The organism is Anthropogastromicrobium sp. (assembly GCF_037349415.1).
GTDB classification, from domain to species: domain Bacteria; phylum Bacillota; class Clostridia; order Lachnospirales; family Lachnospiraceae; genus Anthropogastromicrobium; species Anthropogastromicrobium aceti.
In genome coordinates this window covers 11,720-33,224 of sequence record NZ_JAXWCK010000050.1, presented here as the reverse complement: position 1 = coordinate 33,224, position 21,505 = coordinate 11,720, and the positions used below count along the sequence as shown (strand labels likewise).

At 42.4% G+C, this 21,505-nt stretch carries 26 protein-coding genes; 24 read left to right on the top strand and 2 right to left on the bottom strand.

Annotated features, from left to right (window positions below; all coding sequences use genetic code 11):
• The 5 genes from WJP93_RS11625 to WJP93_RS11605 form a co-directional block, all read left to right on the top strand.
• Nucleotides 1-284 (top strand): sigma factor-like helix-turn-helix DNA-binding protein (locus tag WJP93_RS11625; protein WP_337548455.1); only part of this gene is annotated, 284 nt, incomplete at its 5' end.
• Complete coding sequence (locus WJP93_RS11620; RefSeq protein WP_262538713.1) at nt 277-429, top strand: helix-turn-helix domain-containing protein; 153 nt, start codon at nt 277-279, stop codon at nt 427-429. The genes WJP93_RS11625 and WJP93_RS11620, both read left to right, overlap by 8 nt.
• 257 nt (nt 430-686) lie before the next feature.
• Nucleotides 687-1,022: a virulence RhuM family protein gene (locus WJP93_RS11615; protein WP_262538711.1), complete on the top strand. Its 336-nt coding sequence runs from the start codon at nt 687-689 to the stop codon at nt 1,020-1,022.
• A 130-nt stretch (nt 1,023-1,152) separates the two neighbouring features.
• Nucleotides 1,153-1,524 carry a BlaI/MecI/CopY family transcriptional regulator gene (locus WJP93_RS11610; protein ID WP_118616262.1) on the top strand — a complete coding sequence of 124 codons (372 nt, stop codon included), beginning with the start codon at nt 1,153-1,155 and terminating at the stop codon, nt 1,522-1,524.
• Nucleotides 1,521-3,266, top strand: a complete 1,746-nt coding sequence (locus WJP93_RS11605) for a M56 family metallopeptidase (protein ID WP_337548450.1) — start codon at nt 1,521-1,523, stop codon at nt 3,264-3,266. The genes WJP93_RS11610 and WJP93_RS11605 overlap by 4 nt, the downstream gene beginning before the upstream one ends.
• Before the next feature lie 152 nt (nt 3,267-3,418).
• Here the strand turns inward: WJP93_RS11605 and WJP93_RS11600 are convergent, their stop codons facing one another.
• Nucleotides 3,419-3,772 (bottom strand): cupin domain-containing protein, encoded by a 354-nt coding sequence (locus tag WJP93_RS11600; RefSeq protein WP_337548449.1) that lies wholly within the window; start codon nt 3,770-3,772, stop codon nt 3,419-3,421.
• Nucleotides 3,773-4,258: 486 nt separating this feature from the next.
• Between WJP93_RS11600 and WJP93_RS11595 the strand changes: the two genes are divergently transcribed.
• The 15 genes from WJP93_RS11595 to WJP93_RS11525 all read left to right on the top strand — a co-directional run bounded on the left by WJP93_RS11595 (nt 4,259) and on the right by WJP93_RS11525 (nt 16,036).
• Entirely contained in the window at nt 4,259-5,152 is an 894-nt protein-coding gene (locus tag WJP93_RS11595) for a LysR family transcriptional regulator (protein ID WP_337548448.1), read from the top strand.
• A gap of 221 nt (nt 5,153-5,373) precedes the next feature.
• On the top strand, nt 5,374-5,946 hold the full coding sequence (locus WJP93_RS11590) for an alpha/beta hydrolase (RefSeq protein ID WP_337548457.1): 573 nt from the start codon (nt 5,374-5,376) through the stop codon (nt 5,944-5,946).
• Nucleotides 5,947-5,962: 16 nt separating this feature from the next.
• Nucleotides 5,963-7,132, top strand: coding sequence for an iron-containing alcohol dehydrogenase (locus WJP93_RS11585; RefSeq protein ID WP_337548447.1), 1,170 nt, complete (start codon nt 5,963-5,965; stop codon nt 7,130-7,132).
• Nucleotides 7,133-7,153: 21 nt separating this feature from the next.
• Nucleotides 7,154-7,813, top strand: a complete 660-nt coding sequence (locus tag WJP93_RS11580) for a flavodoxin (protein WP_337548446.1) — start codon at nt 7,154-7,156, stop codon at nt 7,811-7,813.
• 14 nt (nt 7,814-7,827) lie between these two features.
• A complete protein-coding gene (locus WJP93_RS11575) occupies nt 7,828-8,256 on the top strand; it encodes a cupin domain-containing protein (RefSeq protein ID WP_337548445.1) in 429 nt (142 codons plus the stop codon).
• Between the two features lie 35 nt (nt 8,257-8,291).
• Nucleotides 8,292-8,615 (top strand): carboxymuconolactone decarboxylase family protein, encoded by a 324-nt coding sequence (locus WJP93_RS11570; protein ID WP_337548443.1) that lies wholly within the window; start codon nt 8,292-8,294, stop codon nt 8,613-8,615.
• Nucleotides 8,616-8,627: 12 nt separating this feature from the next.
• Complete coding sequence (locus tag WJP93_RS11565) at nt 8,628-9,827, top strand: dihydrofolate reductase family protein (protein WP_337548441.1); 1,200 nt, start codon at nt 8,628-8,630, stop codon at nt 9,825-9,827.
• A gap of 160 nt (nt 9,828-9,987) precedes the next feature.
• Entirely contained in the window at nt 9,988-10,623 is a 636-nt protein-coding gene (locus WJP93_RS11560) for a flavodoxin family protein (protein WP_227102195.1), read from the top strand.
• 15 nt (nt 10,624-10,638) lie between these two features.
• On the top strand, nt 10,639-11,613 hold the full coding sequence (locus WJP93_RS11555) for an aldo/keto reductase (RefSeq protein WP_337548440.1): 975 nt from the start codon (nt 10,639-10,641) through the stop codon (nt 11,611-11,613).
• Nucleotides 11,614-11,636: 23 nt separating this feature from the next.
• Complete coding sequence (locus WJP93_RS11550; protein ID WP_337548439.1) at nt 11,637-12,194, top strand: flavin reductase; 558 nt, start codon at nt 11,637-11,639, stop codon at nt 12,192-12,194.
• 15 nt (nt 12,195-12,209) lie between these two features.
• Nucleotides 12,210-13,016, top strand: a complete 807-nt coding sequence (locus WJP93_RS11545) for an aldo/keto reductase (RefSeq protein ID WP_337548437.1) — start codon at nt 12,210-12,212, stop codon at nt 13,014-13,016.
• Between the two features lie 259 nt (nt 13,017-13,275).
• Nucleotides 13,276-13,758 (top strand): helix-turn-helix transcriptional regulator, encoded by a 483-nt coding sequence (locus WJP93_RS11540; RefSeq protein ID WP_337548435.1) that lies wholly within the window; start codon nt 13,276-13,278, stop codon nt 13,756-13,758.
• On the top strand, nt 13,758-14,321 hold the full coding sequence (locus tag WJP93_RS11535; protein WP_337548433.1) for a hypothetical protein: 564 nt from the start codon (nt 13,758-13,760) through the stop codon (nt 14,319-14,321). Before WJP93_RS11540 ends, WJP93_RS11535 begins: the two co-directional genes overlap by 1 nt.
• A gap of 13 nt (nt 14,322-14,334) precedes the next feature.
• The gene (locus tag WJP93_RS11530; RefSeq protein ID WP_337548431.1) at nt 14,335-14,685 is read left to right on the top strand and encodes a hypothetical protein; all 351 of its coding nucleotides are present in this window, start codon (nt 14,335-14,337) and stop codon (nt 14,683-14,685) included.
• On the top strand, nt 14,675-16,036 hold the full coding sequence (locus WJP93_RS11525) for a hypothetical protein (protein ID WP_337548429.1): 1,362 nt from the start codon (nt 14,675-14,677) through the stop codon (nt 16,034-16,036). Before WJP93_RS11530 ends, WJP93_RS11525 begins: the two co-directional genes overlap by 11 nt.
• A 165-nt stretch (nt 16,037-16,201) precedes the next feature.
• On the opposite strand, the gene WJP93_RS11520 is transcribed toward WJP93_RS11525, so the two are convergent.
• Entirely contained in the window at nt 16,202-16,555 is a 354-nt protein-coding gene (locus WJP93_RS11520; protein WP_337548428.1) for a cupin domain-containing protein, read from the bottom strand.
• A gap of 140 nt (nt 16,556-16,695) precedes the next feature.
• Here WJP93_RS11520 and WJP93_RS11515 point away from each other — a divergent pair, with 140 nt between their 5' ends.
• The 4 genes from WJP93_RS11515 to WJP93_RS11500 all read left to right on the top strand — a co-directional run bounded on the left by WJP93_RS11515 (nt 16,696) and on the right by WJP93_RS11500 (nt 21,387).
• A complete protein-coding gene (locus tag WJP93_RS11515) occupies nt 16,696-17,022 on the top strand; it encodes a helix-turn-helix domain-containing protein (RefSeq protein WP_118616258.1) in 327 nt (108 codons plus the stop codon).
• Between the two features lie 91 nt (nt 17,023-17,113).
• Nucleotides 17,114-17,992 (top strand): radical SAM protein, encoded by an 879-nt coding sequence (locus WJP93_RS11510; RefSeq protein WP_337548425.1) that lies wholly within the window; start codon nt 17,114-17,116, stop codon nt 17,990-17,992.
• A gap of 423 nt (nt 17,993-18,415) precedes the next feature.
• Complete coding sequence (locus WJP93_RS11505) at nt 18,416-19,387, top strand: transporter substrate-binding domain-containing protein (RefSeq protein ID WP_337548424.1); 972 nt, start codon at nt 18,416-18,418, stop codon at nt 19,385-19,387.
• On the top strand, nt 19,357-21,387 hold the full coding sequence (locus WJP93_RS11500) for an ATP-binding protein (protein WP_337548422.1): 2,031 nt from the start codon (nt 19,357-19,359) through the stop codon (nt 21,385-21,387). Before WJP93_RS11505 ends, WJP93_RS11500 begins: the two co-directional genes overlap by 31 nt.
• The last annotated feature ends 118 nt before the right edge of the window (nt 21,388-21,505 follow it).

Here is a 21,505-nt window from a genome sequence, read left to right as displayed (position 1 = left end):
TAACAAATGAGAAGTTTATCCAATTTGCCGAACCGGAGCCGGACGAAGAACACCCTCTTACCGTCTGCGGTCAGACCGTTCTATTGAGCAACGCCTCCCTTGCCAACGCGATCTCTGTTTTGCCGGAGCAGACACGGGAAGAAATCCTGCGCTATTACTTTCTGCATCAGTCGCAGCGCGTGATCGGCGCGTGTATTGGCCGGTCACGCAGCACAGCAGGGCGGCATATCCAGATTGCCTTGCGGAAACTGCGGGAGGAAATGGAGAGATACCGCCATGAGTAAACTTCTCCCTTACGAAACTATTATCAAAGCGTGTGAGGGCGACCCGGAAGCCGTGAACGCTGTCCTGCTCCACTACGCCGGATATATCCGCTCTTTCTCCAAGGTGAACGGACAGGTCAATGCCGAGGTGGAGGAAATAATATAACACAAAGTATGAGCAAGGCTGGCTGTCCTTATGATAATGCTCCGATGGAAAGATTTTATAATACTTTCAAAAGCAATTTTTATAACGTAACTTCATTTTCAAATGTAGAGGTGATGGATGAACTCACTACTAAATACATAAATTGGTACAACTATGTTCGCCCTCATTCACACAATAATTATTTAACACCAATGGGGGCTCGTTACAAATAGGTATTTATCGAACAAAGTGTTACAAAAAAGCTTGACCAGTACATATTGTTTGATGTTAAACATGCTACAGTAAGTGAACATATCACCAATATTCTTGCTTCAGGAGAATTAGATGAGACTTCTGTCGGTTTTTCCGACAAAAGTTCGGTAGGAAGAAAACCGAATATATATAACCTGGATATGATTTTATCCGTTGGATATCGAGTTAATTCTAAAAGAGGTATAGCTTTTAGAAAATGGGCAAATAATGTTCTTAAACAATATATTATGAAAGGCTATGCTATCAATGAAAAGCGTTTGCAGGCATTAGAAAAAATAATTGATATACAGAGCAGAATGCTTGCCGATGCACTTGATATAGAGGAACTGCTTGATAGCTAACTAACGATTTGCCCGTGGGAGAGATCCTGCGGGCATTTTTGTATCTTTTCTATGAACTCTATTGATTTTGCTTGTCTAATATAGTAGACTATACATAGAGTCTAATGGCGTAGACAAGGAGGCTATGAATATGGATTTTCCGAAGATTCACGAAAGCGAATATCGTTTTTGTTTGATTATGTGGGAGTATGAGCCGGTTACTGCTGCCCAGCTTGTAAAGCTCTGCCAGGAACAACTTGGTTGGAAGCGAACCACCACTTATACTGTTATCAAGCGCCTTGGAGAGCGTGGCGTATTAAAGAATGATAACAGCGTCATTACATCGCTCGTTTCTAAAGATGAAGCACAGGCGTATGAAATTGACGAACTGGTTGAGAAAAAATTTAAGGGTTCTTTGCCCGCATTCATCGCTGCTTTTACGAAGCATCAGGATATGTCCGAAGATGAACTCGATGAAGTGCAGCGTATGATTGACTGCATCAGGAAAGGAGGTTCGCAATGAACGAACTTTTTTTGAAGATCATCAACATGAGCATATCGGCAAGCTGGCTTGTATTGGCTGTGCTGATTCTCAGATTCGTTCTGAAGAAAGCTCCCAAATGGATCAATGTTCTGCTGTGGGGCATTGTAGCCATCAGATTGATTTTCCCATTCTCTTTTGAAAGCACATTGAGCCTAATTCCAAGTGCCGAAACCATTCCACTGAACATAGGCATGGATACCACCCCTACCATCAATAGCGGAATAAGTGCAATAAACAACGCAGTTAATCCCATCATCAGCCAGTCCAATACGCCGATGGCTGGTGCCAGTGTAAATCTGCTGCAAATCACTATTGGTATCTATGAATACATCTGGATTTTCGGCATGATTGCACTTGCGCTATATACGGCTATCAGCTATTGGCGTTTGCGCCGTAAAGTTGATACTGCTGTTCGCTACAAGGACAACATTTTCCAGAGTGAGAATGTAAGCTTTCCGTTTGTGCTTGGCATCATTAAACCAAGAATCTATCTCCCGTTCAAAATGAACGGTCAGTATCTGGAATACGTTGTTGCCCATGAGCAGGCGCACATTTGTCGTAAAGACCATTGGTGGAAACCCCTTGGTTTCCTTTTGCTGATGATCCATTGGTTCAATCCTCTGATGTGGCTGGCTTATGTTCTGCTGTGCCGTGACATCGAGCTTGCTTGTGATGAAAAGGTCATCAAGGAGCTTGGCAACGAGCAGAGAGGCGATTATACACAGGCACTTGTGGCATGCAGCGTAAATCGTCGTATGATTGCTGCTTGTCCACTCGCTTTTGGTGAGGTTAGTGTTAAGGAGCGTGTGAAGTCTGTGATGAATTATAAGAAGCCTGCGTTCTGGGTTATTATTATTTCGGTCATTGTTTGTGTCGGCGTCGCAGTTTGTTTCCTGACTAATCCCAAGCAAGATAGCTATACATTGCGAATTGTTGTTCCCGCAGGAAGTCAAGAGAAATTTGTATATACGGATGAGGAAGTCAGCACAATAAGAAATTCAATTAAAATATGGTCTGGTGATGGATTGGGTGATACGGAAGTCATTTTATCTCCAGTCAACAAAACAACAGAAACCAGATACACAGCCACTTATCTTACACATGGTATGCCTGTGGAATTTGATGCAGAAAAAGATACGTGGTTTAAGATTGGTGTGAATATGCAGAACTCCACCAATGAGGACATTATTGTTTATGTTGAAGTAGAAAATGTAGAAGTGCGTATTGTGGATGAGATAAATTCCGTAATAAAGTGGTTTGATTACACAGAGAACCCCTCTGCCATGGATGATGAATCAACTATAAATCTTCCAATATATCCAGATGTTACTTTCAGCTACAACCAGGCACAGATAATTGCGTCAAAACCCTTTGACACCTCAGAACTTACCGACCATACAATTTTGATTACCGGAATGCCAATTTGGAATGCGTACTTTGCAGATCTTACCGGTGATGACTATCCAGAAATCTGTGCTACATATACCTTTGGTTCTGGCATCATTGATAGTCGCATAATCATATATGACTATGCAAAGGGATCAAGCTATGAGCTGTCTGATCGAGGATATTTCGATTTTACCCTCAGATTGAATGAAGCTGACGGATACCTCTATGTAGATAAAACGAAATATAATACTGATGAACTGGTAGAAACTGGCCGATTAGTTTTCAAGAATAATTGTATTCAGATTGAAGGTTTTTCCAATGAAGCGAATTAGGTGTTCCAAGCTGAAATCCTTGAAACTTATCCTGCATGAATTGCGGATGTTTATAGCATCAAAGTTGCAGCAGAAAAGGGTAGACTAAACTGATTTGAACTAAATTTTGCCGGAAATATATCTTTACAAAATAAAGTAAGGAAGAAATAAGATTAATATACTACTGCATCATTTGCTGTAAATTTTTCCAGAGAGTTTTCCTTAGTCTGAACACAGACAAATGAAATTCCAGCATCCTCAGCGGCAAAGAACTGACGCTTTGCGGAAGGAGAAATTCTGATCCAATCACCAGCAGCGAGAGTAATTTCCTCTCCGTCAATAATAACTTTTCCCTTGCCAGAAAGGATACCGTAAACTTCTTCGTTTGTTTTATGAGAATGTACGAAAGGAACATTAGCTCCTGCAGGAAGATTATTAATACTTATTTCAGCACCTGTGAGAGAAAGGGCTTCGTGAAGTTCAACTCGACCTTCATTTCCGATATTTGTTTTTGCATAGTTTGTCATGGTATATACCTCCATTTTTCTTATTTCAGATTGTTCCCTTTGAGAACACGCAGGAGCGAGCCAAAAATATACTTCTTAATTTTGGAAAAGAAATTGATGTGTGCGGATGTATTTTTGATGAAGCACTGTTTGGATTAGGCGGATTTGCATGGAGAGCATTTTATGTTGATGCGGCGGGGATGGAGCATTCAGGTGGATAAGCTCCGTGATGAAATCTGGAAAAATCATCCCCAAATCATACTAGAGGATTTTGATTTTTATAATACAGAGATTTTTAATCATTGTGAAAATAGCAATCATGTGCTGATGGCGATTCCAGGATGGCCAACGTGCATCCTTTGTTAAAGGTAATACCCGTGGAATGGGAGTACAGCATTTCTTATGGATTGCTTCATAATCAGGCTCCATCGGAGCTGGTTAAAAGATTCATCTCGGCGGCAGTAAAGGCTGCCAGGGAATAAATGACAGGAAAGGTGGTGTGGCAACGTGTATAATCCTCAACTGGAAACATTCTTGCGTGTGGCAGACGCAGGCAGTTTTAATAAAGCAGCGGAAGAATCTCACATAACTTCTACTGCGGTGATTAAGCAGATTAACCTCCTGGAAGAATCTTTGGGGTTGAAATTGTTTGAGAGAACGCATCGGGGACTGCATCTGACAAAAGCCGGAAAGTCCTTATACCAAGATTCCAAGTATATTATCCAGTATTGCAAGGACTCCGTGACACGGGCTAAAAATGCGATGCAGGAAGATAGCAATGTGATTCGGATCGGAACTTCTCCGATTACACCGGCACAGCTTCTGATGCAGCTATGGCCGAAGATACAGGAGCAATGCCCAGATATTAAATTCCAGATCATTCCCTTTGAGAATACACCGGAAAATGCCAGAGAAATTTTAAGAAACCTGGGCAAAAACATAGATGTGGTCGGTGGGATTTTTGACGAGACAATGCTGGATCTGCGTAGCTGCGCCGGGCTGGAATTATCCCGTGAACCGCTTTGCTGTGCGGTGTCAGTGCATCACCCATTGGCGGCAAAGGATAAATTAAAGATAGAAGATCTGTATGGGGAAAATCTTTTCCTCATGCACCGGGGGTGGAGCCGTTATGTGGATAAGCTTCGGGACGATCTGTGGAAGAACCATTCCCAGATTCATATTATTGATTTTGATTTTTATGATGTAAATATTTTTAACCGTTGCGAGAATGGCAATGATATTCTGATGGCGATTCCAGGATGGGCCAATGTGCATCCTTTGCTAAAGGTGATTCCGGTGGAATGGGAGCATTACATTCCGTATGGATTGCTTCATTCACCACAGCCGTCAAAGACTGTGGTGCGTTTTTTGGCAGCGGCAAAAGCCGCAGCTTCTAAATAAGACTTAAAACCTTCGGGTAATATCTGATGAACGAAACGAGACTTCTTATGAGGTCTCGTTTTCTTTATACTATAACCAGAACAAACGGAAAGGATGGTGGAATGCTTGAAAAGGGCTGTATGGATGACAGCGGTTACTTGTTTGCTGATTTGCCTTGCAGGTTGCAGTGGGAATTTGGATACAGCTCCGGAAACGAGTGCAGCTTCTGATGCCACCAGCAAATCAAGACTAGAAGGGGGCGCATCAATGCAGGAAACAAAAACAAGCGATTATACCGTGGATACTCCCATAGAAGAGATGAGGAATTATCGAAGCAAGGTTATAATGCTTTCGCTTTGATTTACCGTCCCGGCGCACAGACTGCTTGTGAGGATTTGGCAAGGGCAATCAGCTTTGTTTTTGAAAACGCAGAGGAACTGGAAGTAGATACAGACAGCTACTCTTTGTGGGGCGGCTCTGCTGGAGCAAGAATGGCGGCATGGCTCGGTTCTTATGGTCCGGCAGATTTCGGTGGGGCTGAACTACCTCAGCCGGGAGCGGTGATCATGCAGTACACCGGCCATAGTGACTATACGGAGTGCGATCCGCCCACCTTTGCCTGTGTAGGAGAAAATGATGGCATTGCTAACTGGCGAACGATGGAGCAGCGGCTTAACCGCATGGCGAAGCTTGGTATTGACACAGAGTTTCATCATTATCCGGGGCTTAGTCACGGTTTTGGAATTGGAACCGATACGGTGGCCGATGGCTGGGTAGAGGAAGCGATTGCTTTCTGGGAAAAGCAAATGAAATAATACAGGAGGAATCAAAATGAACAACTTTATTTTTGAAAACGCAACGAAGGTCTATTTTGGAAAAGGCTGTGTCAAGGAATATCTGGCGTGCCTGACAAAGCAATATGGCGATACTGTGATGCTCTGCTATGGCGGCGGTTCCATTAAGAAAAACGGAGTGTATGAGGAAGTAATGTCTATCCTCACTGCCGCAGGAAAGACGGTGATCGAGTTTCCGGGAATCATGGCAAATCCTACTTACGCAAAGGTGCTGGAAGGCACAAAGCTGGCAAGAGAAAACAATGTAGGTTTGTTGCTGGGCGTAGGCGGCGGCAGTGTGATGGATTGCTGCAAAGCAATTTCCATTGCGGCCAGATATAAGGGAGATGTTTGGAAAGATTTCTGGGAAAGAGCGGGTATTTTTGACTTTGAGCCGCTTCCCCTTGGGGTGATCGTTACCGTGGCAGGTACTGGCAGCGAGTGTAATGGCGGTGCGGTCATTACCAATGAGGAATTGAAAATAAAGACCGGACGGGACTACCCTCAGTGCAATCCCCTGTTTGCCTTGCTTGATCCTACCTACACTTACAGTGTACCGGAATTCCAGATGGCATCCGGAGGTTTCGATATTCTTTCCCATATCATGGAGACTTATTTCAGCGATCCGGATGCAGCCAATGTGTCCGATGATATTTCCGAAGCATTGATGCGTGGCGTGATCCGCGATCTGCGGGCAGCTATTAAGAATCCGGAGGATTACACAGCGAGAAGTAATCTGATGTGGGAATCGACTATGGGTGAAAACCGTATCATCAAGCTGGGAAAACGGATGGATTTTGAATGCCACCAGATGGAACATCAGCTTGGGGCATATACGGACTGCAACCATGGTGCAGGGCTGGCCGTACTGCATCCGGTGTATTACCGCCATATCTACAAAGAAGGATTGGCAAAATTCAAGCAGTTTGCTCTGAATGTCTGGGGAGTTTCTGCTGATGGAAAGACAGATGAGGAAATCGCTCTGGCCGGTATTGAGGCGCTGGAAGATTTCATCGTTGAAATTGGACTGCCGGTATCTTTGCAGGACTTGGGAGTGGATGAGAACACTGACCTGAAAGCGATTGCAGACTCCTGTGTCATCATGCCCGGCAGTTACAAAAAAATGACCCATGAAGAAATCTATGCGATCTTCAAAGAATGCTTTTAAGCACGAAAGGAGCTGACAAGAATGAAAAAATTGATCGCATTACTTTTAAGCCTGATGCTTGTATTCAGTCTTGCCGCCTGTGGTAACAATCCGCAGGCAGCAGAAACAGAGCCTGCCACTTCTACACCGGTGAGTGAAGAAACTCAGGAGCCTGAAACATCGGAAGAAACAGAAGCTGCGGATACGGAAAGCACTGGTGGAAAGACACTGGTTGTTTATTACTCCGCATCTGGAAATACCGAGAATGTGTCAAATGTAATCGCAAAAACCCTGGGAGCCGATTTGTTTGAACTGGAACCCGTGGAGCCGTACAGCAACGATGACTTGAACTGGACAAACGATGATAGCCGAGTAACCAGAGAGCATGAAAATGAGGACGAAAGAGATGTGGAGCTTGTATCCGCAACAGTCGATAATTGGAGTGAATACGATACGGTATTCATCGGCTACCCAATCTGGTGGGGTATCGCCGCATGGCCAGTTGATGAATTTATCGAGACCAATGATTTTACCGGTAAAACAGTCATTCCGTTTGCTACATCTGCAAGCTCCGGTATGGGACAAAGCGGCGAACTGCTTGCAGAAATGGCAGGAACCGGTGACTGGCAGGAAGGCCAGCGTTTCCGTTCTGGTGCTTCTGAGGATGATATTGTTGCCTGGGTGGAAGGCTTAGGTTTGTAAAGGAGATGCGGTCTATGAAAGAAATACATGATATGTGTGAGTTAGAGAATACAAGCATTTTTCCTATCGGGGACGAAAATTCTGCTTTTGCGCAGCACTTCGATGGAAAGAGCAATTTGAACATGATTTCAACGCAACAGGTTGTGATTGGAAATGTTACCTTTGAGGCGGGCTGCCGAAATCACTGGCATATCCATCACGCAAAAAAGGGTGGCGGTCAGATTTTGTTAGTCACTGCAGGCCGTGGTTACTATCAGGCATGGGGAGAAGTACCCAGAGAGCTTCGTCCGGGAGATGTTGTAAATATTTCGGCAGAGGTGAAGCACTGGCATGGGGCAGCCCCCGATTCGGCATTTCAGCATCTGGCAGTCGAGGTTCCGGGAGAAGAAACCTCGACGGAGTGGTGCGAAGCAGTAGATGAAAATGAGTACAGTAAATTGTAAAATTTGGAGAAGCTCCAATAGAAAGGATGGTAAAGATGGCAAAGAAGCAGACAGCAGGAAGGGATAAATTAGGGGCGCTGGCTCCGAAATTTGCAGAGCTGAACGATGATGTTCTGTTTGGAGAAGTCTGGTCGAGAGAGGAACAGCTTTCCGCAAGAGATCGGAGCATGGTCACAATAGCAGCCTTGTTTTCAGCAGGCTTATACCCACAACTGAAATCTCATCTGGAGCTTGGTAAAGAGCATGGGATCACGAAGGAAGAAGCAGTGGAAATTGTCACGCAACTGGCATTTTACTGCGGATGGCCGAAGGCGTGGAGTACGTTTCCGCTGATTCGGGAAGTGTATGGCGAAGAATAGGAACGGGTACCTATGAGAAAAACAGTATTTATTGTGATGGCTGCTCTGTTGCTCCTTGGCATGACCGCCTGCGGAAACAGCATGGAGCAGCAACCGTCACAAACAGAAAATATAGAGCAGGAGCAAACAGTGACAGAGAACACACAGACAGAAGTTGATACGGTGGATGACGAGCAGAGAAACAATTTAAGTGGAACCATTCCAGATGAACTGGAATACATTCCGGATGGATACAGAAGTCCGTCAGAGCATCCGGGAACTTTGGAAAAGCTGACCTATAAGACGTGGGAGTCCTTCTCCTATGAGGATCATGCACAGGAACTGACAAAAGAAGCCTGGGTATATCTCCCCTACGGCTATTCTGAGGAACAAAAGTATAATGTGTTTTATTTGAGCCACGGTGGCTGGTCAAATGAAACAAGCCTTATGGGAACCGATGAGGCCACCCATTCCTTCAAATATGTAATCGATCATGCCATCGAGGACGGCAAAATACAGCCGCTCATCATTGTCCTGCCTACTTACAACAATACCAGCGGTGAGGACAGCGGGAATTACAGCCTTGCGCTGCAATTAACCGATCAATTTCATAACGAACTGCTGAATGACCTCGTTCCTGCGGTGGAGAGCAAATACAGCACTTATGCAGAAGATACCACATCGGATGGTTTGATTGCTTCCAGTGATCACCGTGGATTTGGTGGTTTCTCTATGGGTTCTGTAAATATATGGTGTACTTTCCGGTATGGTCTTGGCTATTTTCGTTACTTCATGCCCATGAGTGGCGGCCCTGCCGCAAGCGTGGAAACAATTGAAAAAAAGGGGCGTGCCAAAGCCCATATTGTGGAGGTGTTGACCGAAGCAGTACATATAGATTATCTTGCGTATCTTCGTAAAAAAGAAATTTCCTATATTTTTGCTGGCAAGGATACTCTTGACTGTTGGATTCTTTTGGAGAAACTTTACCGTCTCTTTTCTATTGAACGGCTGATGATTGCTGGTGGTGGATTGATGAACTGGTCATTCGTACAGGAGGATTTACTGGATGAACTGAGTATTGTTATGGCTCCGGTTGCGGATGGAAGTACACGGGCAGTATCTATTTTTGAAAAAGCAGATTTCCTTTCGGCCCGATCTCCGGCAGTCTTCAAATTAAAGGAAGCAAAAACTCTGGATGGAGATACGCTCTGGCTTCGATATACGCGCCGGTAACGAAAAGCAGTACAGCCCGTAATAAGCTGTGCTGCTTTTATTACGAGTGCAAACCTTGGGGTTGGAACTGATGAACAACTGGAGACTTCTGTTTTGAGAACCATGTGATAAAATGGAAGAAACAGAACAAGAAGAATCTTAGAAGTTGGAGGAATCCCTTATGAAAGCATTACTTGTGAACGGCAGCCCAAGAGCAAAAGGATGCACTTATACTGCCCTGACTGAACTGGCAAAGACGCTGGAAGCGGAAGGCATTGAGACCGAAATCATCCATGTTGGAAACAAAGATGTGCGTGGTTGCATTGCCTGCCGTAAATGCCACTCTACTGGCAGTGGGAAATGTGTGTTTGATGATATTGTGAATGAAGTAGCTCCAAAATTGGCGGAGGCAGACGCATTCGTCATTGGCTCTCCGGTGTACTTTGCCTCCCCGGCTGGCGGCGTTGTGTCTTTCCTGGATCGGCTGTTCTTCAGCACGCTGAACACAGACAAAACCATGAAGGTGGGAGCTGCGGTAGTTTCCTGCCGACGGGGAGGAAATACGGCCACCTTTGATATGCTGAACAAGTATTTTACCATGAATGGAATGCCGATTGTAAGCAGCCAGTATTGGAACATGGTATATGGCGGCAGGCCGGAGGAAGTGCTGGAAGATAAAGAAGGCTTACAGACTATGCGTACTTTGGGACGCAACATGGCCTTTCTGATGAAAAGCATCCAAATGGGAAAAGAGAAGCTGGGGCTGCCGGAAAAAGAGCCTGCTATCTTTACCAACTTTCATAATAACATTTCATAACCGGAGGGAGATAAAATGCAGAAGAGAAATTTAGGAAAAAGTATGAAGGTATCTTCGGTAGGGTTGGGCTGTATGGGCATTACCCATGCCAGTGGTACACCGCTGACAAAAGCGGAAGGAATGAAAGTGTTGGAATCGGCGCTGGAAATCGGCTATAACTTTTTTGATACAGCCGAGTGCTATACCGGAACCAATCCGGATGGCACGGTGGCTTATAATGAGGAGGTTGTGGGCGCTGTTCTAAAGCCGGTGCGCAATAAAGTTATTTTAGCGAGTAAGTGCGGAGTTACTCATGGCAAAGACCATTTGATTATGGACAGCAGGCCGCAGAGCATTCGCAAAGCACTGGAGGGCAGCCTGAAACGCCTGGGCACAGACTACATCGACTTATATTATCAGCACCGGATCGATCCTAAGGTAGAGCCGGAGGAAGTGGCGGGCACCATGTCCGATTTGATGAAGGAAGGAAAAATCAGGGCATGGGGTATTTCAGAGACAGATGAAGCGTATTTGCGTCGGGCGCATAGCGTTTGCCCTGTGACGGCGATTCAGAACCGTTACTCTATGATGGCTAGATGGTATGAGAATCTGTTCCCTGTGGTGGAAGAACTGGGGATCACTTATGTGGCATTCTCCCCGCTGGCAAACGGCTTTTTAAGTGGGCAGTACAACGAAAAATCCAGTTTTGAAAAGGGTGCAGATTTCCGCAGTAATATGCCTCAGTATACTCCGGAAGGTTTTGAAAAGAGCCGGGAGCTGCTCCAGATGCTGCGTGATATGGCGGCAGAAAAGAATGCGACGCCGGGACAAATCTCTCTGGCGTGGATGCTGTGTAAAAAGCCTTTTATCGTGCCGATTCCCGGCAGCCGGAAACCAGAACGCCTGAAAGAGAACTTTGAAGCGGCAAATATCTGTTTGAGTCAGGATGAAATTGCCGTGATTGATGAAAAGCTGAATACTATGGAACTGCTGGTGTTCGGCGGGCATTAAGAAAAATGAAAGGATGATTTGTGATGAGAAAAAATTTTGGACAGAAAACATGGATGTATCCCATGCCGGTATTGATGATCGGCACCTATGATGAAAATGGAAAGGCCAATCTGATGAATGCGGCGTGGGGCGGTATTTACGACTATAATCATGTGGTGCTTTCCTTAAGCGCAGGTCATAAAACGACACAAAATATCAGGCTAAAAGGGGCTTTTACCATCAGCTTTGCAGATACGCCTCATATGGTAGCCTGCGATTATGTAGGGCTGGTCTCCGGCAATAAGGTTTCTGATAAACTGGAAAAGGCAGGATTTACCACAGAAAAAAGTGCGTTTGTAGACGCTCCGATCATCTGTGAACTGTCGATGGCATTGGAATGCAAGCTGGTGAAATTCAATGAGGACGGCAATATCATCGGAGAGATCGTCAATGTCAGTGCAGACGAGTGTGTGCTTGGTGAGGATGGTCTGATTGATGCAGCAAAATTGAGAGCTATTGCCTACGATGCGGTACACAATGATTATCTCGTGCTTGGTGAGAAAGTCGGGAATGCTTTCAAGGATGGAAATAAACTGAAATAACAGGAGGATGCGAACATGGAATATATTACTTTGAACAATGGAGTCAAGATGCCGATGGCGGGCATTGGAACTTTTCTACTTACCTCGGACGAAGCGGAGGAGGCTTGCGTAAGTGCGCTGGCTTCCGGCTATCGTCTAATTGATACAGCCAATGCCTATCTGAACGAGAAGGCTGTGGGTCGTGCTATGAAAAAGTCTGGTCTGAAAAGAGAAGAAATTTTTCTGGAAACAAAGATATGGCCGTCCTTTTATGAGCAGGAAGATGCGGTGGAAAAAACGCTGGAACGTCTGGATACCGATTACATCGCGGGGTATCGGTTGATGGAGAAGGCTTATAAGGCCGGAAAGGTAAAGGCCATTGGTTTATCTAATTTTACCGCAGAGCAGATTAAGGAAATTCTCTCTGGGTGCGAAGTGAAACCGACCATTTTGCAGACGGAGGTGCATCCGTATTTCCAAGAGCGGGAGTTAAAGGACTTCCTGCAGAAAGAAGGAATTGTGATCCAGGCGTGGTATCCGTTGGGACACGGCGATAAGGCTCTGCTGGAAGAAACCACCTTTACAAAGCTGGCTAAAAAATACGGCAAGAGCAATGCCCAGATTATTCTCCGCTGGCACATTCAGGCAGGAAATGTGGTGATCCCCGGTTCTAAAAACCCTGCCCACATTCGGGACAACTTTGACTTGTTCGATTTTTCCCTGTCGGAGGAAGAAATGGCAGACATTGAAGCATTGAATCAGGATAAGAGATATTACACCAGCACACCGGAACTGCTGAAGAAATATGTGGAGATGGTGCCTCCGGTTGACACGCAGAAATAATGAACCATAAGTTATAACCCAAAAGTAAAAACTGGCGAACAAAGCGAGACTTCTGCGGAGGTCTCGCTTTCCTTAAGGGAACCAGCGGGACAGGTAAAATGGCTTTTTTTCCGTCCCCCTGGCTCGATATATTGATTGAACTGTCCTCGCTACTAAGAAGAAATTCTTGGTAGTGAGGTTATTTTTTTGTTGTTCTTAAAATATACATTGACAAAAATATTGTCAAGTGATATTGTATTTTCAACAGGAGGATACATTAATGCTAGAGATTCAGAGAATGCAGGATAATTTATTATTGATTCGTAGGGCTATTGGGTGGACAGCATCTGAATTTGGTGAACAGATTGGTGTTACCCGTCAGACGATAAATAATATCGAAAGTGGGAGAAACAAACTGACGAAGATACAGTATATTGCTATGAGAAGTGTAATTGATGCAGAGATTGTAAAGCATCAGGAGGAAACAAAGATGGTTAAAATTCTCCTAGATATGCTAATTGATCATCCGGAGAATTATTCGAAGGCTGATTATAATGAATTGCTTGAGAAAGCAAACTTAATGTCTCCATCAATATTAGCAGGTGCTGCAACAAGAGAGACTGTTTCCAAGGAGTGGATGAAGACTGCAGGAGCAGTTGTAGCAGGTACAATGGCAGTAGGAGCACCGATTGTGGGTGCTGCAGTCGGAGGATGGTTAGCAAAAGCAGTTATGGCCACAGATAAGAGGAAGGGGGATAAGTGATGAGCAATAATCAAAAAGGTTATATTACCAAAAAGAAAAATATGAATTTTCAGAGCGTAGAATCACTTCAATCCATTGTTAATGTGGTGAATGAGGCGGCGGCCGCCGTTAATGATAAAAAGAGAACAATAAGGGAAAGTGCGATTCCAGAAGTTTTAGCTGGGGCACTTGGTGCAGCTATTGGAGGAGTAGGTTCATTTGCTGCTTTGTATGGTTTGGGCTCAGTTGTGGGACTCTCAGCCGCAGGAATAACCTCTGGCCTCGCTGCTGCTGGTGGTATTGTAGGTGGAGGAATGGTAGCCGGAATTTTTGTACTTGCTGCACCAGTCGCTGTCCTTGGAGGAGTTGGTGTAGGAGTTGCCTCACATCTGAAAAACAGACAATTACGCCAAGAAAAAGAGAGACTTTATAAGGAAGCTTTAAGTAAACATGATTCAATTATTAAAGCTTTAAAAGAAGAAGCTGATGCAGACAAAGAACGAATAAATTATTTGCAAAGCCTAAACATCCTACTTCAAAGAGCAATAACGGATTTGCAGAAAGATTTAGAAATAGCATCATAACGGAGGTGTGCAGATGGAACAGGAGAACGAAGAATTAGAAATGCAAAACAATTCGAATAATATATTTGATAATTTCGTAAACGGAATAGAAGAACATCCGAAAGAAGCGGGTGTTTGTATATTAGGTCTCCTGGCAGCTCTGGGAATCACTAATTTTATTCAATGGAGAAAAAGTCGGAAAGAGCAAAAGCGTCATGAAGAAGTAGAGAATCTTCAGAAGGATGCAATTCAGAAACAAGATGCTCAGATTCAAGACTATAAGAACTTATCCGAAGAAAATGAGTATTTGAAAAAATTAAATAGTTCCCTATGTGATGCACTTATGGAGTCAAGCGAAGGTGGTGAATCTGATAATGAAGGATAAAAGCAGAGGCATGGAGCAAGAAATAAACAAGGTACTTGTACATCACAGTGTGATGTTAAAAGAAATTCAAGAAAAAAGAAAGCAGGCATCACAATTTGATACTTCTGCCGCAGAGAAAATCTTGAAAAGTAGAGGGTACGATTTGCCGCCAAGGAAAGATTTTGTAGCGCCGCTGAACAAACGTAGAGTAGTGGTCGTGCGTCCTTGGAACGAGATTCTAGAAGAGGCAGATAAGTTTGTTGTAGGTGAGTGTGAGATAGAATCTATATTCACAGAGGAAGAACTGCAACAAAATAAAGAGGCTATTCGATTGATGAATGAAGAGTTTAATCAAATACATCATCTTGATAAAGTTGATGTGGCAATCGGAGCGCTTGCCGGAATGGTTGGAGCTGCTGTGGATATATTGATGGTCGGTATTCCTGAAAAAACACCAGAAGGGTTAAAAGCAGGACCACTGTCTAATTATATTAGAGATTATTTTGATAGAAAGTTCCCAGAAGAAGAAATGCAAAAACTAGCTAATTCGAAAGAAAGCAAGGTTCCATTTGATGCACAGGATAATCGCCATACAACAATTCGTGTTGAAGGTTTATCTGCTTACTATCACAGATTACTGCAGTTAGGGCATGATCCGGTTCTAGGATTTGTTTTTGGAGTTGCTGATATACTAACTGGCCGTATGACAACCATAGATAAGACGGGTAAGGTAGTTAGTCAGGTAATGGAGAATTATGCTGATAGAAAAGAAACAGAAATCTTCAGGGCTCTGGCAAAGCAGATTGCTCATTTTAAATCAGATGTAACTACATCAATGGGATTGCCGGCACCGTTTATGAGTATGTTCAATCTGCTCCAATTTGGGAACATTGGTGAATATGATCAAACCATTGCTGAAATAGTGCAGGGAATGTATTACGAGGGATATGACTTTATTCATTTTTGCTCTATGTCCGTTCCTGCAATGTTGGTAGAGGTAATAGTTCGAATCGGATATGCATTCAAAAGAATTAACGAAGGTCATACAATAAAGGATTCTATTCCAGTTGCATTAAATAGAGAAAAGCATCCAAAGTTAGCTACAATGTTATTTTTAGGGCATTCAGCGGCAACAGCTGTGAATGCCGGAAAGGTTGCCTTTACTGAAAACCCTATGGCAATCAATTACGCTCAGTGGATTGCTTTTACGAAGTATTCATATTCTCAACTAAAATGGGCGATTATTGAGAGACCTGCTATGAAAGATGCTTATGTGACTGGAAAGATATATGAGGAATTGAAAGAGGTATTTGATGAGGTGGATAATACCTTTGAAGAATATACACGAGATAAAATAGTTATTTATAGTTGAGGAGAAAGTAAAAACTAAGAACCAGCGGGACAGGTAATGAGCCGACCCCCAAGTGTTAGATTCTTAGTCTAACTTTTGGGTGTCGGCTCATTACCTGTCCCCAATGGCTCTTATGGATAAAAAGGCACAGTCGCGGAGACGATTGTGCCTTTTGTCAAAATAAGATTAATATATTACTGCATCATTTGCTGTAAATTTTTCCAGAGAGTTTTCCTTAGTCTGAACACAGACAAATGAAATTCCAGCATCCTCAGCGGCAAAGAACTGACGCTTTGCGGAAGGAGAAATTCTGATCCAATCACCAGCAGCGAGAGTAATTTCCTCTCCGTCAATAATAACTTTTCCCTTGCCAGAAAGGATACCGTAAACTTCTTCGTTTGTTTTATGAGAATGTACGAAAGGAACATTAGCTCCTGCAGGAAGATTATTAATACTTATTTCAGCACCTGTGAGAGAAAGGGCTTCGTGAAGTTCAACTCGACCTTCATTTCCGATATTTGTTTTTGCATAGTTTGTCATGGTATATACCTCCATTTTTCTTAGTGTTTGTTCTTACAGCCATATAATACTATGTTACGCATTCAAATGTAAGTACGCACCTTTTTGTAACTATACATTCAAAAAAGAATGTGTTATAATTTGCTTGGAGGTAAATGCATATGAAGACAAAAGATGAGCTTCCTGTTTGCCCAGTGGCCACAGCAGTGTCACTTGTAGGTGGCAAATGGAAACTTCTTATTATACGAAACTTAAGAATGCGGTCATGGAGATTTAATGAGCTGCAGCGAGATTTGGAAGGTATATCTCAGAAGGTATTGACGGACAGCTTAAGGCAGATGATGGATGATGGTCTTGTATACCGACACGATTATCAAGAAATGCCGCCAAGAGTTGATTACAGTTTAACTGAATTGGGGGAAAAACTGCTGCCGATCATGGATGCGCTGGCAGATTTTGGAAATTATTATAAATCTGCTATTAAGTAAACCATCCGGGACAGGTAAATGTTTATACCTGTCCCTATTGGCTGTTCCAGACTGGATATTACATTCAAATTAAAGCAAAGGGGGAGCTGAAATGCATTTTGTTGACGCAAAAGGGATTCTGACCGGCAGTGGTGGACATTATGGAATGAATATTTATCGGGGATGTACTCACGGTTGCATTTATTGTGACAGTAGAAGCAGGTGTTACCAGTTTACTCATCCTTTTGAAGACATTGAGGTCAAGCAGAATGCACCAAAACTTTTGGAAAAGGCACTGAAGTCGAAAAGGAAAAAGTGTATGATCGGAACAGGCGCGATGTCGGATCCATATATGCATTGTGAAGAGAACTTGAGGCTGACAAGAAAATGTCTGGAAATCATTTTGGAGAATGATTTTGGGGTTGCGATTCAGACAAAATCAGACCGTATCCTTCGGGATATTGACCTGCTTGCCAAGATTAATCGTTCAGCAAAATGCGTGGTGCAGATGACACTTACAACTTATGATGATGATTTGTGCCACATATTAGAGCCAAATGTATGTATCACAAAGCGCCGTATTGAAGTACTAGAAGAAATGCGTAAGAATGGTATTCCAACGATTGTATGGCTTACGCCAATTTTACCGTTTATCAATGATACAGAAGATAATATCACAGCAATTCTGAATGAGTGTGCAAGAGTTGGTGTGAAGGGCATCATCAATTTTGGTATGGGCTTGACGCTTCGAGAAGGAGACCGTGAATACTATTACTCTGCGCTTGACAGGCATTTTCCAGGGATGAAAGAGCAATACATTAAACAGTATGGGAATGCGTATGAACTGCCAAGTCCGAATGCAAAAGAATTGATGGGGCTATTCCAGAGAATATGTAAGGAAAAGGGGATGCTGTCAACTCCGGATGGATGTTTCAGATTTATGCATGAACTGCCGGATAAGTATCGTCAGATGAGTATATTTGATATGTAGAACCATCCGAGACAGGTACCAGTTCATGCCCCCTTAGTATTGTAAATGGTACTGTGAAAGCACAAATCAGGAGAAACTTCTTATGTTAAAACGGATAAATGAAATATAATTATTGCTGCCATTACCAAATTGATTTGTCGTAAGAAAATTCATTAATATAATAAAAGAATACCGAAAATCAGACCGTCGACTTGTCGCAATGTGCAAAAAGTTGACGGTCTTTTCATATTACACACCATTCGGGACAGGTACAATGGCAATTTTACTGTTCCTCCGGCTTTTTTGACTATACATTCAAAAGAAAATATGTTAAAATTTGCTTGAGTCAGGAGTCGGATGATCATAATGCATGAGAGTTTGTTGAATGTCTCGATAAAATGGAAAACTTAAAAATAGAGTTTTCATAGTGGGGGGTAAATACATATGAAAACAAAAGATGATCGAGAATTGAAAAGTACATCTAAGAAGATATTCAATAAAACGAATCATATCATAAAGACAATTAGCTGTTTATTTTTGAGCATGTTTATACTATGCCTGCCGTTATCATTTTGTGTTCCAGTGAATGCAGAGACTATAGATGATGATATTGTTATGACAGATAACACATCAAATGATTCAAAGAAACAGGAAACAAAAAAGTCAGACACGCAGACGAATGAGCATAAGGTCATCCGTGTTGGTTCTTTTGAGGATACTTTCAATTATGTCGATGAAAACGGTGTCAGACGAGGCTTTGGCTACGAACTCATGCAGGCTCTTGCCGGCTATGCTGGATGGAAATTCGAGTACGTAAAATGTGACTGGTCCAATTGTTTTGATAAGCTTGAAAACGGTGAGATTGATGTCATTGGTGACATCTCTTATACAGACGAGCGCACACAAGAGATGCTTTTTTCAGAAGAACCGATGGGTGAGGAAAAATATATCCTTTATGCCGATTTATTGCATACGGATATTGAGACATCTGATTTTAAGTCTATGGACGGGAAACGTGTAGGTGTGCTTCTAGGTACAGAGCCTGAAAGTATGCTGACAGAGTGGGAGAAGAAGAATGGCATACATACAGAGCATGTAAATGTATATGATAATGACGATGTCAAAAAGAAATTAGCTGATAATGAAATAGACTGTTTTGTATCTCTGGAGGAATCAATCTGGTCTGAACGGGGAATATCATCTGTTACTAATATTGGTAAATCAGGTATATACTTTGCAATAAACAAAGATCGCAGCGATATCAAAGAGGAGTTAGACTTTGCTATGCGCCAGTTGGATAAAGATAGTCCGTTTTTTAAGGCAGATCTGTATAAGAAGTATTTTACGCTTGATTATAATCAGATTCTTACAGGTGAAGAAAAGTCATGGATAGAAGAACTTGCGCTATCAAGATAGGTTTTTTGAATAATGATCCTGCTGTCTTTTTTATGGACGAGGAGACTGGAAAACTTACTGGTATGCTGGCTGAGTATATCGCCTATGCAAAAGACTGTCTGGGAAATCAGATACTGAAATTCAATATTCAGTCATATGATGACTATGACGAAATGATTCAGGCGTTGCAGAATTGTGAAATTGACATGATTTTTTATGCCGGCAGAAATCCTAATTTTGCAGAAGAAAAAGGATTCGCACTTACAAATACGGCTTGGACCTATAGCCTGATGGCGGTAACTGCTAAGAAGTATTTTAATGAGAATGAGGTACAGATAGTAGCTGTGCCAAAGGAAAAAGAAGCCTTAAAACAGCATATTGCGTTTAATTATTCACAATGGAAGTTTGTAGATTACGATTCACTTAATGATGCAGCAGATATGATCATTAAAGAAAAAGCAGACTGTTTTATCATGGGAACAAGTCAGGTGATAAAATATGATAATAATAAAGACTTAAAGAGTATTCCGCTTACAAAAACAATGGAGGCATGTTTTGCAGTAAGATGCGGAGAAGGAAATCTTTTATCGATACTGAATAAAACTTTGAAGACCATGCCGTCTGACATGCTTACAAGCGCACTTGCTATTTATGAAAGTACGGCAGATAAAGTGACTTTTTTTAACTTTATAAAAGATAATTTGCTTACTGTTTTTGTTACTGCAAGTCTTTTGGCACTTGGAATAATTGGCATTATTCTTGTACTTTTAAGAAAGGCAAGGAAAGCAGAGGCAGCTGCAAAGTTTGCAGCAAAAGATACACAAAAACTCAATGACAAGTTGGAAGTTGCTCTGAAAAAAGCAGAGGATGCAAGTCTTGCAAAGACAAGTTTTCTTCACAATATGTCGCATGACATCCGTACACCTATGAATGCAGTTTTGGGCTATGCACAGCTCATGAAGGATGAATTAAAAGGAAAAGGGATGCCTGAAACATTAGAACATCTGGAAAAACTGCAGCAGTCTGGAAACCTTCTTTTGTCAATCTTGAACAATGTACTTGACATGGCTCGAATTGAGAGCGGACGGATGGAGATTGATGAGAGCTATACTCAAATTGAAGGTATTCAGCAGAATTTGTTTGAAATATTTGATGATGAAGCAAAGAAAAAGAATATTGCATTTAATTACAATATGAATGTAGAGCATGATCATGTACTGACAGATATTACCAAGGTAAAAGAAATCTTTGTAAATATCATTAGTAATGCCATAAAATATACTCCAGCTGGCGGTTCTGTTATGGTAAACATAGATGAATTGCCATGCAATGAGTCTGGATATATGATAGTGAGGACTATGATCAGCGATACCGGAATAGGTATGAGTCAGGAATATTTGACAAAGATTTTCGATGCATTCACACGTGAGCAGAACACCACAAAGAGCAAAATCGCAGGAACCGGACTTGGAATGTCAATAGTAAAGAAATATGTTGATTTGCTTGGTGGAACAATAGATGTAGAAAGTGAGCTAGGAAAGGGCAGCACTTTTACAGTTACATTAAAGCATAGGATAGCGGATGAAAGCTGCTATGCAAAAAAGCATGTTGAAGAGCTAGGGACAGGTAGCGAAATTCTTAATGGCAAAAATATCCTTTTAGCAGAGGATAATGATTTAAATGCTGAGATTGCAGAAACAATACTTGAGCGTATTGGTCTAAAAATAGAACGTGTAGAGGATGGCATCCAGTGTGTAAACAAAGTAGAGAAAATGCCAGTGGGCACATACGATATGATACTAATGGATATTCAGATGCCTAAAATGGATGGCTATAAAGCAACACAAGAAATTAGACACCTGCCAGATAAAGATAAGGCATGTATACCTATCATTGCAATGACAGCAAGTGCCTTTGAAGAAGATAAGAGAGAGGCTATTGCATCTGGGATGAATGGTCATATAGCAAAGCCAATCGATGTGAATGAATTGATGGCGATATTAGTGAAAAACACCAGATAGTGAAAAAGTAGAAAGATATACACTGGCAGTGAATGCAATAAATAGGTTTTAAGTCGTAACCAGAATCAATAGTTTCCTTATTTTGAATTTTTATATGTTTGACTATGAAGTATAATCA

Coding starts and splice junctions, on each gene's coding strand:
- WJP93_RS11585 (WP_337548447.1), top strand. CDS start 5,963: ATGAACAACTTTATTTTTGAAAACGCAACGAAGGTCTATTTTGGAAAA.
- WJP93_RS11605 (WP_337548450.1), top strand. CDS start 1,521: ATGAACGAACTTTTTTTGAAGATCATCAACATGAGCATATCGGCAAGC.
- WJP93_RS11540 (WP_337548435.1), top strand. CDS start 13,276: ATGCTAGAGATTCAGAGAATGCAGGATAATTTATTATTGATTCGTAGG.
- WJP93_RS11580 (WP_337548446.1), top strand. CDS start 7,154: ATGAAAAAATTGATCGCATTACTTTTAAGCCTGATGCTTGTATTCAGT.
- WJP93_RS11535 (WP_337548433.1), top strand. CDS start 13,758: ATGAGCAATAATCAAAAAGGTTATATTACCAAAAAGAAAAATATGAAT.
- WJP93_RS11520 (WP_337548428.1), bottom strand. CDS start 16,555: ATGACAAACTATGCAAAAACAAATATCGGAAATGAAGGTCGAGTTGAA.
- WJP93_RS11500 (WP_337548422.1), top strand. CDS start 19,357: ATGGATAGAAGAACTTGCGCTATCAAGATAGGTTTTTTGAATAATGAT.
- WJP93_RS11560 (WP_227102195.1), top strand. CDS start 9,988: ATGAAAGCATTACTTGTGAACGGCAGCCCAAGAGCAAAAGGATGCACT.
- WJP93_RS11525 (WP_337548429.1), top strand. CDS start 14,675: ATGAAGGATAAAAGCAGAGGCATGGAGCAAGAAATAAACAAGGTACTT.
- WJP93_RS11545 (WP_337548437.1), top strand. CDS start 12,210: ATGGAATATATTACTTTGAACAATGGAGTCAAGATGCCGATGGCGGGC.
- WJP93_RS11600 (WP_337548449.1), bottom strand. CDS start 3,772: ATGACAAACTATGCAAAAACAAATATCGGAAATGAAGGTCGAGTTGAA.
- WJP93_RS11510 (WP_337548425.1), top strand. CDS start 17,114: ATGCATTTTGTTGACGCAAAAGGGATTCTGACCGGCAGTGGTGGACAT.
- WJP93_RS11575 (WP_337548445.1), top strand. CDS start 7,828: ATGAAAGAAATACATGATATGTGTGAGTTAGAGAATACAAGCATTTTT.
- WJP93_RS11530 (WP_337548431.1), top strand. CDS start 14,335: ATGGAACAGGAGAACGAAGAATTAGAAATGCAAAACAATTCGAATAAT.
- WJP93_RS11565 (WP_337548441.1), top strand. CDS start 8,628: ATGAGAAAAACAGTATTTATTGTGATGGCTGCTCTGTTGCTCCTTGGC.
- WJP93_RS11550 (WP_337548439.1), top strand. CDS start 11,637: ATGAGAAAAAATTTTGGACAGAAAACATGGATGTATCCCATGCCGGTA.
- WJP93_RS11570 (WP_337548443.1), top strand. CDS start 8,292: ATGGCAAAGAAGCAGACAGCAGGAAGGGATAAATTAGGGGCGCTGGCT.
- WJP93_RS11505 (WP_337548424.1), top strand. CDS start 18,416: ATGAAAACAAAAGATGATCGAGAATTGAAAAGTACATCTAAGAAGATA.
- WJP93_RS11515 (WP_118616258.1), top strand. CDS start 16,696: ATGAAGACAAAAGATGAGCTTCCTGTTTGCCCAGTGGCCACAGCAGTG.
- WJP93_RS11620 (WP_262538713.1), top strand. CDS start 277: ATGAGTAAACTTCTCCCTTACGAAACTATTATCAAAGCGTGTGAGGGC.
- WJP93_RS11610 (WP_118616262.1), top strand. CDS start 1,153: ATGGATTTTCCGAAGATTCACGAAAGCGAATATCGTTTTTGTTTGATT.
- WJP93_RS11555 (WP_337548440.1), top strand. CDS start 10,639: ATGCAGAAGAGAAATTTAGGAAAAAGTATGAAGGTATCTTCGGTAGGG.